The organism is Dyadobacter sp. UC 10 (assembly GCF_008369915.1).
GTDB lineage: Bacteria > Bacteroidota > Bacteroidia > Cytophagales > Spirosomataceae > Dyadobacter.
The window spans coordinates 6,126,404-6,140,643 of sequence record NZ_VSRN01000001.1 but is presented as its reverse complement, the minus strand read 5'-3'; the positions used below and the strand labels follow the sequence as shown (position 1 = coordinate 6,140,643).

The 14,240-nt window shown below is 49.7% G+C and carries 8 protein-coding genes; all 8 read left to right on the top strand.

What is annotated here, in order from left to right; genetic code table 11:
* Positions 1-24: 24 nt before the first annotated feature.
* The 8 genes from FXO21_RS25440 to FXO21_RS25405 all read left to right on the top strand — a co-directional run bounded on the left by FXO21_RS25440 (position 25) and on the right by FXO21_RS25405 (position 14,228).
* Positions 25-1,566 (top strand): SusD/RagB family nutrient-binding outer membrane lipoprotein, encoded by a 1,542-nt coding sequence (locus FXO21_RS25440; RefSeq protein ID WP_149642722.1) that lies wholly within the window; start codon positions 25-27, stop codon positions 1,564-1,566.
* 34 nt (positions 1,567-1,600) lie between these two features.
* On the top strand, positions 1,601-2,956 hold the full coding sequence (locus FXO21_RS25435; protein WP_149642721.1) for an enolase C-terminal domain-like protein: 1,356 nt from the start codon (positions 1,601-1,603) through the stop codon (positions 2,954-2,956).
* A gap of 34 nt (positions 2,957-2,990) precedes the next feature.
* Positions 2,991-4,016 (top strand): LacI family DNA-binding transcriptional regulator, encoded by a 1,026-nt coding sequence (locus FXO21_RS25430; RefSeq protein WP_149642720.1) that lies wholly within the window; start codon positions 2,991-2,993, stop codon positions 4,014-4,016.
* A gap of 332 nt (positions 4,017-4,348) precedes the next feature.
* Complete coding sequence (locus tag FXO21_RS25425; RefSeq protein WP_149642719.1) at positions 4,349-5,590, top strand: mandelate racemase/muconate lactonizing enzyme family protein; 1,242 nt, start codon at positions 4,349-4,351, stop codon at positions 5,588-5,590.
* A gap of 197 nt (positions 5,591-5,787) precedes the next feature.
* The gene (gene dgoD, locus FXO21_RS25420) at positions 5,788-7,035 is read left to right on the top strand and encodes a galactonate dehydratase (protein ID WP_149642718.1); all 1,248 of its coding nucleotides are present in this window, start codon (positions 5,788-5,790) and stop codon (positions 7,033-7,035) included.
* Between the two features lie 127 nt (positions 7,036-7,162).
* On the top strand, positions 7,163-10,153 hold the full coding sequence (locus FXO21_RS25415; protein ID WP_149642717.1) for a SusC/RagA family TonB-linked outer membrane protein: 2,991 nt from the start codon (positions 7,163-7,165) through the stop codon (positions 10,151-10,153).
* Between the two features lie 282 nt (positions 10,154-10,435).
* Positions 10,436-11,917 carry a RagB/SusD family nutrient uptake outer membrane protein gene (locus tag FXO21_RS25410; protein WP_149642716.1) on the top strand — a complete coding sequence of 494 codons (1,482 nt, stop codon included), beginning with the start codon at positions 10,436-10,438 and terminating at the stop codon, positions 11,915-11,917.
* 97 nt (positions 11,918-12,014) lie between these two features.
* A complete protein-coding gene (locus FXO21_RS25405; protein WP_149642715.1) occupies positions 12,015-14,228 on the top strand; it encodes an outer membrane protein assembly factor BamB family protein in 2,214 nt (737 codons plus the stop codon).
* Positions 14,229-14,240: the final 12 nt, after the last annotated feature.

The following is a 14,240-nucleotide window of genomic DNA, read 5'->3' as shown; positions in this document are numbered from 1 at the left end:
TTCAAAATAAAAAAACATTTTACAATGAAAGCCAAATCAAAATATATACTTACTATCCTGCTGTCAATCAGTTTGATAACCGGTTGCGATCAAGGTTTTGACGAGATCAATACGAATAAAGTAGATCCTACATCGCTCGCGCCGTCGCTGATCCTGAACAAAGCAATCATTGCCACGACTTACCTCGATGGTGTCTCTACTTTGGGTATGCTCACCTATAATTTCGGTATTGTTCAGCAGATCATTACGCCGTATGGAAGCTCGCTTTCGGGCGGTAATTATAACCAGCTCAACAACTCGAATACGCCGGTTGTCTGGGTTAATTTTTACCGCAATGTGATCAAGCAGGTGGTAGCCGTAGTGGACCAAACGAAAGAAGATCCGATGCAGGCGAATATTTACAATGCCGCCCGTATCTGGAAAGCATACGCATTCATGATCCTGACAGACACGTACGGCGACATTCCATACTTTGAGGCAGGGCAAGGGTATATCAGCGAGGTGATCAGACCGAAGTATGACCCTCAGGAGGCTATTTACAAAGATATTTTAAAGGAGCTGGACGAAGCTTCCGCGGCATTAGATAAGAGTAAGGACGCCGTGACAACGGACATTTTATACGGGGGCGATGTGCCAAAATGGAAGAAGTTGGGCTACTCGCTCATGCTGCGGGCGGCAATGCGCCTGACGAAAGTCGATCCGACGACTGCGAAAACCTACGTCACGAAAGCAGTTACAGGCGGGCTTTTTGAAAGCAATGCGGACAACTCGATCATCCGACACACGGCGATTTACAACAACTATATCGCCAATCACCTGGCTGCGCGGGAGAAAACGAATTTTTACCTTGCCGAGCCTTTTGTGGATTATTTAAAAACAAACAATGACCCCAGGCTGCCCGTTTTTGCGGTAAGGCATGTAGGGGCGAAGGGCGGACCTGAGCAAACTCCCGCAATAGCTTCTTCGGACCCGAAAGTACAGATCGGTATGCCGATGGGGTATAACGACGTGACGATCAACAGTGTGCTCGCTGCCAAAGGTGTGGTGAGCTTGTGGGATTTTACGCAGGCCAACCTCCGTACCGTGCTCAAACTGGACTCCCCTGAATTCCACGTCACACACGCCCAGACCCAACTTTTACTCGCGGAAGCGGCTGTGAGAGGCTGGGTTACAGGCACGCCGTCGGAGTATTATCTGAAAGGGGTTCGCGCCAATCTGGAACAAATGGCATTGTACGATGCCAGCGCGGCGATCAGCGAAACGGCCATTCAGGCTTACCTCACTGCGCATCCGCTGGTGACAGCGACGGCCCTGGAACAGATCAATACGCAATACTGGGTAGCCAGTTTTCTGGACGGCAGCGAATTATTTGCCAATTTCAGAAGGAGCGGATTTCCGGCTCTGAAGAAAAATCCATATCCCGGAGCCGAGATCACCGAGGATTTCATCCGCAGAATGCCTTACCCCGACAGTGAGATCATCGTGAACCTGCAAAATGTGAACGATGCCAATGCACGCCAGGGTCCGAATGACCTCAATACAAGGGTTTGGTGGGACAAGAAATAATCTTTTAATCAATATTCATTTTACCTGAAATCCTATGAAAGAAAATGGAATAACCCGACGCGAAACGATGAAAGCACTGGGCCTGAGTGGTTCAGCAGGCTTATTGGGCTTGTTCGGCGGCGTTTCTGATGCGAAAGCACGCGAGGAAAGAGAGACACCGCAGTATGCAAAAGCCATGAAGCCAGTGACCATAAAAAGCGTGAGGGCTATCGCCACGGCACCGCAGGGCTCCAACCTGATCGTTGTGAAAGTGGAAACTTCGGAACCGGGTTTGTATGGTCTTGGTTGCGCCACTTTTACGCAGCGTGCGGCGGTTGTTATTGTCGCCATTAACACTTATCTGAATGAATTTTGTGCCGGAAAAGATGTGGACCAGATTGAGGATATGTGGCATGGGGCGTATGTGAGCTCCTACTGGCGCAATGGTCCGGTACTGAACAACGCATTGAGCGGGCTCGACCAGGCGCTTTGGGATATCAAGGGAAAACGCGCCGGAATGCCGCTGTACCAATTGCTGGGAGGAAAAGTGCGCTTCGCAGTGCCTTGTTACACCCATGCGAACGGCAATACTCCCGAGGCTACCGTGGAAAGTGTAAAAAGCATTCAGGAGCGCGGGTTCAAATACATCCGTATTCAGCAGGGTGGGTACGGAAATGTCGGCAGCACGAAAGAGCAGCCTGATTTTAAGAAGGAAAATTTCGGCGGGCCGACCGACAATTTCATGAATGAGGGCAGCTATCTGAAAGCGATACCGAAGCTGTTCGAAGCAGTACGTAAAAACTGCGGAGATGAAATTGAGCTATTGCACGATATCCACGAGCGCGTGCAGCCGATGAATGCGATTAACATGATTAAAAAGCTCGAAGAATTTAATCCATTTTTTATCGAAGACCCTTTTTCGCCCGAAAACATGAAGTGGTTCAAGCAGTTGAGGCAGGTTACTTCGGTACCGATCGCCATGGGTGAGTTGTTCAATAATATCAATGAATTTCTTGAACCAATGGCCAATCAATGGTTCGACTATATCCGGATACACGTGTCGCAGATCGGCGGGGTGACACCGGCTATGAAAGTAGCGCGGCTGGGCGAGTGGTTCAATGTGCGCACGGCCTGGCACGGTCCCGGCGACGTATCTCCAGTTGGACACTCGGCCCACGCACATATTGACCTGGCGGTCTGGAATTTCGGTATCCAGGAAGCAGTATCGTTTAATGAAAAGACCCTGGAAGTATTTTCCGGCTGTCCGACGATGAAAAATGGCTATATGTCTGTAAATGAGGTTCCTGGTATCGGAGTGGATATTGACGAAAAGGCGGCCGCCAAATATCCGATCACCACGAAATCAAACTGGCAGGTCCGCAAATTCGATGGTACGCTGGTCAGGCCTTAATTAGTTATTCTTCCTAATTTTTTATTCAAACAATATGAAAAAAACATCCCTGAAAGACATAGCGCAGCAAGCGGGTGTTTCGACGGCACTGGTGTCCTATGTATTGAATGGGAAAGAAAAGGAAACGCGGGTTGGTGAGGTTATTGCGAAGAAAATCAAGCAGATAGCCAAAGATTTGAATTACCAGCCTAATCATTTGGCCAAGAGTTTGAGAAGCGGAAAAACGCACACGATCGGGTTGATCATTGCTGATATTTCCAATCCTTTTTTTGCCAATATTGCGCGGGTGGTCGAGGATGAAGCAAAGCGGAACGGGTATACTGTGATCATCGGAAGCTGTGATGAAAATGCTGAAAAGTCCTGGGATCTTTTGAATGTATTGATCAACCGGCAGGTCGACGGCTTCATCATCGTTTCGTGTGAGGGTTCTGAAAATCAGGTTATTTATCTGAAAGAACGCAATATTCCCTTCGTGCTGCTCGACCGCCATTTTCCGGATATTCAGACCGATTTTGTCGCCACCAATAATTACAAGGCATCTTATGACGCAGGTGTTCATCTGATCAAAAGCGGCTATTCCCGGATTGGTATCATGGCATATAAATCGACAATGTACCACATGGAAGAGCGGGTCAGAGGATACAAGCATGCGTTGCTGGATAACCAGATTGCGTTTCAGGACGGCTGGCTGAAAGAGGTACTATTTGATGCAATGGAAGAGGAAGTAAAAGTAGCGATAGATGAAATTCTTGCCTCTGACAACAGGGTGCAAGCCTTGATATTCGCGACTTACGGACTTGCTATCAATGGATTGAAATACATCAACGAGTTGAGATTGAAGGTGCCAAGTGATCTGGCGATCGTGAGCTTCGGGCAGGCGGAAGTCTTCGACCTCTATTACTGCCCGATCACTTATCTTCGGCAGCCGCTTGAAATGCTTGGAAAAACGTCCGTCGAGTACCTATTGAAAAAACTTAAAAATCCGGAAGAAGGCATGAAGCAAATCCTGATGGAAGCCAGGCTCATCACGAGGGAGTCTTCGGGGGTGGGGGTTAAGTAGTATAGGGATGGTTATGGTTGTGATTGGTGGTCATTGGTTGTCATTGATAGTCATTTGTGGTCATTGATAGTCACCAGTGGTCATTTATTGTCTTTTTGTGATTGATGTTGTATGGGGTGTTTATTGTTTTACGAATACCATCAGGCAAAGCTCGGAAGCAATAATTCCCGCCAATTCCAACCAAACCGAACCACCCTAAACAATATCCAGCAACCAATGACCACGAGTGACAATAAATGACCATTACTGACCACCAATGACAACCAATGACCACTAATGATCACAAACACCCCTTCACGTCCTAACATTCCCCTAACCAACCCCAATCCCCCATGCAAAGACGAAATTTTATAAAAAACGCAGTATTAGGATCGGCTGCCGTGGCTACCGGTCTTCCGTTATTTAAGGCTGAGGCTGCATCCAAGATGAAGATTACAAAAATCCGCTACTATGCTGCTCCGGGTTATAATAAGCCACTTTTTAATCAGGCGCGCGGGATTGTAGAAATAGAAACCGACGGCGGGATCATCGGTATCGGCGAGGGCGGCTCCAGGGATATGATCGAGCAATGCGCACAGATGATGATCGGCGAGGACCCATTCCGGATCGAGCACATCTGGCAGAATGTGTACCGGGGGATGTTTTACCCGCCGGGACGCGAAAAGCTGCATGCACTTGGCGCGCTTGAAATGGCGCTCTGGGACATCAAAGGCAAAGCATTGAATGTGCCGGTTTATGAGCTGCTCGGCGGCGCGACGCGTGATTACGTGGAATGTTATGCGACCGGTTTCCGCGCTTCCAAAGCCAAAACCGAAGAAGAGCGCGCGCGGGATTGTATCGAAGCAGGACTTAGGTCGTACCGGATCGGGCCGACAGGTGGCAATGGTGACCAGCCATTTGATTTTTATGAAAATGTAAAAAAGACCATCGAGTTCTGTAAAAGGATTGATGAGGCAGTAGGAGGGGGCGGAAAGTGGGCGATTGACCTGCACACCCGCTTCGACCTCACGGACGGCTTGAAGATATGCACGGCGCTCGAACCGCTTGAACCTTATTTCGTAGAAGATATTGTCCGCTCCGAAAACCCGGCTGTCTACCAGAATGTGCGCGCGATGACCAAAGTGCCTATCGCTGTGGGTGAACAGTTCGGCGACCGGTGGGATTCCAACGAATTCATTGAAAAGCGCTGGATCGACTACACGCGGTTTACTTTACCGAATACGGGCGGAATAGCTGAGTTCAAGAAGCTGGCTTCGATGTGCGAAACGCATTATGTGGGCATGATCCCGCACTTTACCGGTCCGCTGTCCACGGCTACGCTTGTTCACGTGCTTGGTTCGAGCAGTCCTGCGCGGGCGATGATGGAACTGGGCGGGGGCGAACCCGAGCGGCCGCCTTATTTCAATGAAGATTTTATCAATTTCAAAAACGGTAAGCTATACCTCAACGAAGCCCCTGGACTCGGCGTAAAGTTTGACCCTAAAAAAGCCACCTTCGTGATGGAAGTAAAAGAAAAAACCAAATTCCCGCACCCGATTTTGAAGGCCCCCGATGGGTCGATTCATAATTGGTAGAAGTGAATGATTGAATGAATGAGTGAGTGAGTGAGTGAGTGAGTGAGTGAGTGAGTATTTCAAGACTAGAACACCGGATTACCTCAACCAACACCGAACCACCCCGAACAATAAATGACTACCAATGACTACCATTGACTACCATTGACTAACAATGACTACCATTGACTACCCATACCCCAATCCAATCCTTAACGATGAAAAATCCGTCCAAATCTTCCGCGCTTTCCCGTCGCAGCGTCATCCAATCACTGCTTGGTGTGGCAGCGACAACAACGATGGTTTTGCCCAAATCTTCCTATGCAGCACCGGTGATGCCTTTTCGGGAATACGGCAGCGTGAAAATCACCAGGCTGGAAACCTTTCTGGTGAAGCCGCGGTGGATCTTTTTGAAAATACATACCGATGCGGGAATCGTAGGTTTGGGTGAGCCGCTGCTGGAAGGCCGCGCGTTAACGATTAAAACTGCTATTCAGGAAGTGGAACCCTATCTGGTCGGAAAGGATCCTAGGGCTGTGGTACATCATTGGCAGGCGATTTACCGCCATGCATTTTATCGCGGCGGACCGATTCTGACCAGTGCATTGAGCGGGATCGATCAGGCTTTGTGGGATATCAAGGGAAAGCTGCTCAATGTCCCGGTTTACGAACTGCTGGGCGGCCCTACCCGTGACAGGGTGCGTGTATACGGCCGGGCGGCGAATGCGGAGGATATGAAGAAACGTAAAGCCGAAGGTTTTACGGTAATTAAAACAGGGGTAGCGAAAAAGAATCCCGCCAATATCGTCGAGAATCCGGCATTTATTAAATATGCTGCGGATAATTTTGCTTCATTACGCGAAGCCGGCGGGCCGGAAATGGATATTGCAATTGACTTCCACGGAGCGGTACCCCAGCAGACTTCCAAGGTTCTGATCAAGGAGTTGGAGCAATATCAGCCGATGTTTATCGAAGAGCCCTGCCAGGCGCAGAATGTAGACACGCTGGTGGATATTGCCCGCGGCACCCACATTCCGATTGCGACGGGTGAGCGGATTTTTACTAAATGGGGTTTCAGGGAAATTCTTGAAAAAGGCGCCGCCAGCATTTTGCAGCCCGATTTGTGCCACGCCGGCGGTATTACAGAAGGCAGGATCATCGCAGGAATGGCCGAAGCATACTACATTCCGATCGCGCCGCATAATCCGATGGGGCCGATTTCGCTGGCTACCGGCCTGCAGCTCGCTGCAAGTGTGCCCAATTTCCTGGTCCAGGAGCAGGTTTCGCTGGGTGAGGGTTATCTGAAAGAACCTTTTAAACTGCAAAAAGATGGTACCGTGATGGTGCCGACCAAGCCCGGACTGGGTGTGGAGCTGGACGAAGATAAGCTCAAAGATAAGATCGGGCACGACTGGAAGAATCCGGAACCCTACAATGCGCTCGACGGCTCCGTCGTGGACTGGTGACAGTATAAGCCCTTCTGAATTCGCGATTTGATGGATTAACCTGCCTGGCAGGATTGGATGCCTATGCTTACTGAATTCTTTAAGTAGTATTTTCTTAATTTTTAATATAAATATATTTAACAAAACCATGAGAAAACTTTTAGGTTTAGCCATGACATTTCTGGTTCTCAGCCATTGCGCAGCGATAGCCCAGAATGGAAGGGTAGCAGGAAAGGTAACCGACCAGGACAACGTCGCATTACCCGGGGTGAGCATTTTGATCAGCGGTACCTCGCAGGGGACCGTTACCGACGCAGATGGAAATTACGTTATTAATGCACCCGGCAGTGGCAATCTGGTATTTTCATTTATCGGTTACACCAGCCAGACTGTCGCGATCGGGAACCGGTCGACGATCGATTTGCAAATGGTACAGGAGTCCAAAAGTTTGGGTGAGCTGGTCGTGGTAGGTTATGGAACGCAGAAGAAGACTGACGTAACCGGCGCGTTGTCGGTGGTGTCGACCAAAGAATTTTCGCAACAGCCGATCACACGCCTCGATCAGGTATTGCAGGGCCGCGTGGCGGGTGTGCAGGTTACCCAGGCAAATGGTGCGCCCGGCGGTGATTCGCGCGTCAGGGTGCGTGGGGCCAACTCGGTTTTAGGAAATAATGATCCGCTGTATGTCATAGATGGCTTTGTAGGAGCGAATTACAATCTCCTGAATCCCAATGATATTGAATCGCTGCAGGTGTTGAAAGATGCGGCGTCGACTTCGATTTACGGTAGTCGGGGGGCGAACGGGGTCGTGATCATTACCACTAAAAAAGGTGCCAAAGGCATTAAGGTATCTTACGAAGGCCAGGGAAGTGTTTCTAATGTGATCAAAAAATTTGATATCCTGCCCGCGGGAGAGTTTGCCGAGATCGTAAATGCGCGCGCACTGGCCACCGGCTCTAATCCTCCCTTTACCAGCGAGCAGATTGAAGAGTACAAAAGAACAGGCGGCACCGATTGGCAGGACCTCATCTACCGGACCGGCAGCGGCCAGCAACACCAGGCCACGATTTCGGGAGGTAATGAAAAAACCTCTTTCCTGGTTTCGGGCAACTATGTAAACCAGCGGGGCATCGTGGAAAATACAGGTTTTAAACGTTACATTATCCGCACCAATCTTTCGACGCAGGTGAACAAAAACCTCGCATTGAAGTTCAACATTTCCGGTGCACGCACCAATAACCACAATACCGGCGGCGGCGGGCCGTTGATCGAAGCTTTGCAGTGGGCGCCGACAACACCGGCTTACGGCGCGGACGGACAACCGACTTTCGCAGATCCGATCGGCTCGGTTTCGAGAAGCCCGATCGACCAGTTGTATGATAAATCGTATGACGAAGCCCGGTGGAATATCAATGCAATCGGCGGGCTGACCTACCAGCTTCCGATCCGCGGACTTTCGCTCGACCTCCAATATGCGATTAATTACCTGGACCTGGACAACAGGAATTTTACCGGCAAACGGTTGTCGAATAATAACCCGAATGCAAACCGGTACGCTTCCGACCAGGTGACTTTGCAGAATACCAATTCGCTGAACTATACGACAACGTTTGGTGACCACAGTATCAATGCAGTGGCGGTTTTGGAAACGCAGCAATTTACCGATCGAAACTTTACAGCGACCGCAAACGGACTGCGTTTTCCGCAGCTGGGTTATGACAATATCGGCGGTAACGCTGCGGCCACTGTCAGCTCGGGCTATTCAAAATGGACCTTGCTTTCGCTGCTTGGCCGCGTTAATTATGCATTTAAAGACAAGTACCTGCTTACTGCGGCAATCAGAAGAGATGGTTCTTCAAAATTCAGTGAAGATAATCGAAACAGCGTTTTCCCGTCGATTGCAGTGGGTTGGAGACTCTCGGAAGAGCAGTTTATCAAAAACCTGAATGTGTTCAGCAATCTAAAACTCCGCGGAAGCTGGGGTATTACGGGTAGCCAGGCGATCAATCCTTATGCAACCTTATCACCTTATAACTCAACTCAGGTTGCATTCAACAATACTGGCGTGACTGCCGGTGTAATCCAGGGAAATCAGGGTAACCGGAATTTGAAATGGGAAACAACCAAACAAACCGATGTAGGGTTGGAAATGGAGTTCCTGAATGGCAGGATCCGCCTGGAAGCAGATTATTTCCATAAAAGAACGACCGATCTGCTGTTGAACGTAGCTCTGCCAAATTATGCCGGCGGCGGCACGCAAACGCGTAATGTGGGTGAGATTGAAAATAAGGGTTTCGAGTTTTCTCTTGGCGGTAGTCCTGTTGAAACCGGCAAATTCAGCTGGGAAACTAACCTGAACCTGGCGACACTTAAAAACCAGGTAGTAAGTCTGGGCGGATTACCCCGTCTCGGCGCAGGTACCGGCGCGGGCGGCGGGATGTCGATCACCAATGAATTTATGCTGATGCCCGGACAATCGCTGGGTTCTTACTGGGGCCTGAACTATCTGGGCACTTTCAAGCCGAATCAAGCGGATATTGCCGCCCTACAGGGCCGCGTTCCGGGCGATCCGCGTTATCAGGATGTAAATGGGGACAATGCGATTACTACAGATGATTTTCAGATCGTTGGCCGGGCATTTCCAAGAATGACGGGTGGCTGGAACAATACATTCACCTATGCCGGACTTACATTGAACGTGTTCTTCCAGGGCGCTTTTGGTTTGGATAAACTGAACTATACCCGCGCAGGCGCGATGTCAGGATCGGGCGAGGCAAGACAATTTTTGCTGACGGAAATTCGCGACTACTACCGTCCAGGCAATGAGGATTCGGACATTCCTGCATTCACCAAAACGTACCAGCCATTCACGCAATCGAGCCGGTTTATTGAGGATGGAAGTTTTGTTCGTTTGAAAAATATCAGCTTGTCGTACAATGTACCTACCTCCATTTTCCGGGACAAAGCGACCGTGCGTGTATTCGCTAGTGCTACCAATGTGCTGACGATCACCAACTATTCCGGTCCCGATCCCGAATCCAGCAACGTAGGTTCGAATACGGATACTGCAATGGGAATTGACAGAGGTTCGTATCCGAATGCAAAGGTGTATACGGTAGGGATTACGCTGGGGTTTTGAGTGAAGCTGTTAGCCATTAGCTGTTAGGTATTAGCCATTAGCCATTAGCTATTAGCTTTTAGCTTTTAGCCCTTGCGAGAACTTATTGCTTCGTTCAAGTCTCAGAGTCGATCTTATTATTAAATTTTAACAAAATATAACCAATAGCTAACGGCTAACAGCCAACAGCTCAGTTCAAAATCCCTAATCAATCTTGTCATAAAATCTTAAAAATAAACCGGCCAATGCCAAGGGCTAATAGCTAACCGCTAACAGCTAATGGCCAAAAGCCAACAACCAACAATGAAAAAACTAACAACATACCTGCTTGTCGCTTCCCTGCTTACCGGTACGGGATGCGAAAATTATCTCGAAGAAGATACTACCGGGCTGCTCTACGGGGAGAATGTGCTTTCTACTCAGGAAGGCCTCGAATCTGCATTAACGGGCGCTTATAAAGGCCTGGCCAACCAGTGGGGGTACGGATTTATCCACCCTTCCGCGAATGCCGCCACGCTGGGCAGCGACGACGTGACCACGCACCCGGCCAGTAACAAGGCCGACTGGCGCGAATTCGACCAGTTTAATCCGTCGACAACCAACCAGCGTTCCAATGCCGTTTACAACGGTTGCTACAAAGCGATCCAGGGGGCGAATAATGTGATCAATAACTGGGAGAAGACGGTTGGTACCAAAGCTACGATCGACATTATCGTTGGTGAAGCGCATTTTGTGCGGGCGTTTTCCTACTACTGGCTCACGCGCTTTTGGGGAAATATTCCGCTCGTTACGACGGGAGAGTACTCCGACGAGTTGCTGACGATCGGAAAATCGAGTCCGGAAGAAGTATACAAACTGATCGTGGCCGACCTGCTAGTAGCAGAAACAAATCTTCCCAATGCAAAACGAGACCCGGGGCGGCCAAACAAAGGATCTGCGAAAGCATTTCTGGCCGATGTATACCTGACGATGGCAGGCTGGCCGCTGAAACAAACGGACAAATATGATCTGGCCGCGGCCAAAGCCAAAGAAGTGATTGATAACAAGGCTGCATACGGTTTTGAATTGCTGCCCACTTTTGCAGCCGTCTTTGAAAATGACCCTGCTTCATCGGGAACGCGCGAGGCGGTTTATCAGATCAGTGGGTTTCTGGGCGGAAGCGGGACGGCCAATGCGACTTATGGCAACACGACCATGCCAGGCGAAGAAGGCGGCTGGGACGATATGTTTGCGGAGCTGAATTTCTTCCGCGATTTTCCTGCCGGGCCTCGTAAGGATGCCACATTCAGGACAGAGTTTGGGTTGGGAGATAAAAAAATTCCCTGGCAGAACAGTCTGACCAAACATCCGTACTACCTGAAATGGTACATCAAAGGTAATGTAGTCACTTCCAGCATTTCACTGCCGACGGTCATGATGCGCTACCCGCACGTACTGACCATCTACGCAGAAGCCAAAGCCCGGGGCACCGGCGGTCCCGACCAGGCGGCTTATGATGCATTGAACCAGGTAAGGTTGAGAGGCAGGGCAGCCGGTACCAAGCCGCTCGCGATTGCCGATGGACTTACCGCAGCGCAGTTTGCCGATGAAGTAGTGCAGGAACGTGCCTGGGAGTTTGCCTGCGAGCGTACCCGTTGGTTTGACCTCGTTCGTCTGGAAAAAGTAGAAGAAGCGAATGCCAAGAAAAGCCCGGACGATTTGCAGCCGATCAAGCCGATCACGAAAGCCAATTACTGGTTTCCGCTGCCTTACACCGATACTTCCATTAACCCGAATTTGAACTAAACGATTTATATGATTCTCCCGTTGAGCGAAGCCGAAACGCGGCTTCGCTCAACGGGACAACCTAGTTGCCAGTACATATTAATAACACATTTTGCCCGTGAACCGAAATTTGTTACGATCTGCCGCCCTTATTTTATTGCTATCCAATATCTCGTCCTTTGTTGGTGTTGTCACCAACGGCAATTCGCGGCACAGTGCCACGGCAGAGGATTGGCCTACCTATGGCGGTAATAATGCCGGGAGCAGGTATTCGCCTTTAAGCCAAATCAATAGTGGAAACGTTCAGAACCTGAAACCGGCCTGGACCTACGATACAGGCGAAAATAACAATCCGAACGAGCGCGGCATGGATATGCAATGCCAGCCGATCATCATCGATGGCATTATGTACGGCACGACGCCCCGTTTGAAAGTTTTCGCTATCGAGGCCGCTACCGGAAAAGAGCTCTGGAAATTTGATCCTTTTGAGGGAAAAAGACCACGTTTTCACCCGATGCGCGGCGTTGTTTATTGGAGGGAGGGAGATGATAAAAGGATCCTATTTACGGCAGGCTCCACACTTTTTGCGATCAATGCATCAGACGGAAAACCGGTGAAGTCTTTCGGGACCAATGGCGAAGTAGATTTCCACAACGGGCTGGGAGATGAAAAGACTTACGGTTATAACCTCAATAATTTTAACATCAGAAATACAACTCCGGGGATTATTTATAAAAATCTGCTCATCACCGGATCCTCCGTTTCAGAAGGAGGAGATGCGCTGCCGGGACATATCCGGGCATTTGATGTGAAGACCGGAAAAGTCGCCTGGACGTTCCGTACCATTCCGCTTCCTGGCGAATATGGATATGAAACCTGGTCAAAAGATTCCTATAAAAAGCTGGGAGGTGCCAATTGCTGGGCCGGAATGGTGCTCGACGAAAAGCGCGGTTCTGTATTCCTGGGTACCGGCTCGCCGTCGGTTGATTTTTACGGCGGGGCCAGAAAAGGGACGAACCTGTTCGCCAATTGTGTGATCGCACTCGACGCGGCAACGGGCAAACGAAAATGGCATTTCCAAACTGTACACCACGATCTCTGGGACCGGGATATTCCCTGTCCGCCTAATCTGATCACTGTCACACACAAAGGGAAAAAGGTCGATGCAGTTGCGCAGGCGACCAAAGACGGTTATATTTTTGTATTCGACCGCGACACCGGCAAGCCCCTTTTTCCTGTTAAGGAAGTGCCTGTTCCCGTGAAGAATGCATTGCCGGGCGAAGCGCCGTGGCCTACGCAGCCTGTTCCGGTTAAGCCTGCACCATTTGCATATCAATCAGTTACGGAAGCCGATATCACCAGCCGCACACCCGAGGCACGCGCGTATGTACTCGATCGGTTTAATAATAGTACAAAAGGTCCTAAAAATCAGCCTCCAAGCATTACAGGCAGCTTGCTTTATCACATAGGCGGAGGGGCGGAATGGGGTGGTGCAGCTGCTGATCCGAACGGGATTATGTACGTAAATGGGAACAATATGCTCTGGTGGCTCAAAATGCGGGATGCGAAAGACAAGCCGCAGGGACAGTTATTGTCGAAAGGCCAGGTTTTATTCAATAATAACTGCGCCGCCTGCCACGCTACGGACGCGAAAAATGCAGTAGCGACGACAGATCAGGCTTACCCCGTTTTAAAGGATATCGGTAAAAAAATGTCCCGTGACCAGATCAATGCATTGCTGGAAACCGGCAGAAACCGGATGCCTTCCTTCCAGCACCTTTCCAAAGAAGACAGGAACGAAATCATCACATTTCTTCTGAATATGGAGGCAAAGCCTGCGGCCAATGATATCCATGCGCAGACTGCCGAGGTAACTCCGAAGAAGGTCAGTGACTTTCCGTTTTCGCCTCCTTTTATCAATAATGGTAATGTACAGTTTCGCGATCAGGATAATTATCCCGGGATCAAACCGCCCTGGGGAACGTTGAATGCGGTAGATTTGAATACGGGCGAGTATTTGTGGCAGGTAACTCTCGGAGAATATCCCGAACTGACCCGCCAGGGAGTGCCACCGACAGGGACCGAAAATCACGGCGGGCCGATCGTTACAGCCGGTGGATTGCTCTTTATTGCAGCCACATACGATGAAAAACTCAGGGCTTTTGATACTAAAACCGGAAAGATAGTGTGGGAATACAAACTACCCGCAGGCGGTTTCGCGACGCCGGCTACTTATATGGTTAACGGGAAGCAATACATTGTGATAGCAGCCGGTGGTACCAGATATGGATTGAAGTCGGGCGGAAGCTATGTAGCATTCGCATTACCATAAGTTCAATTTGCT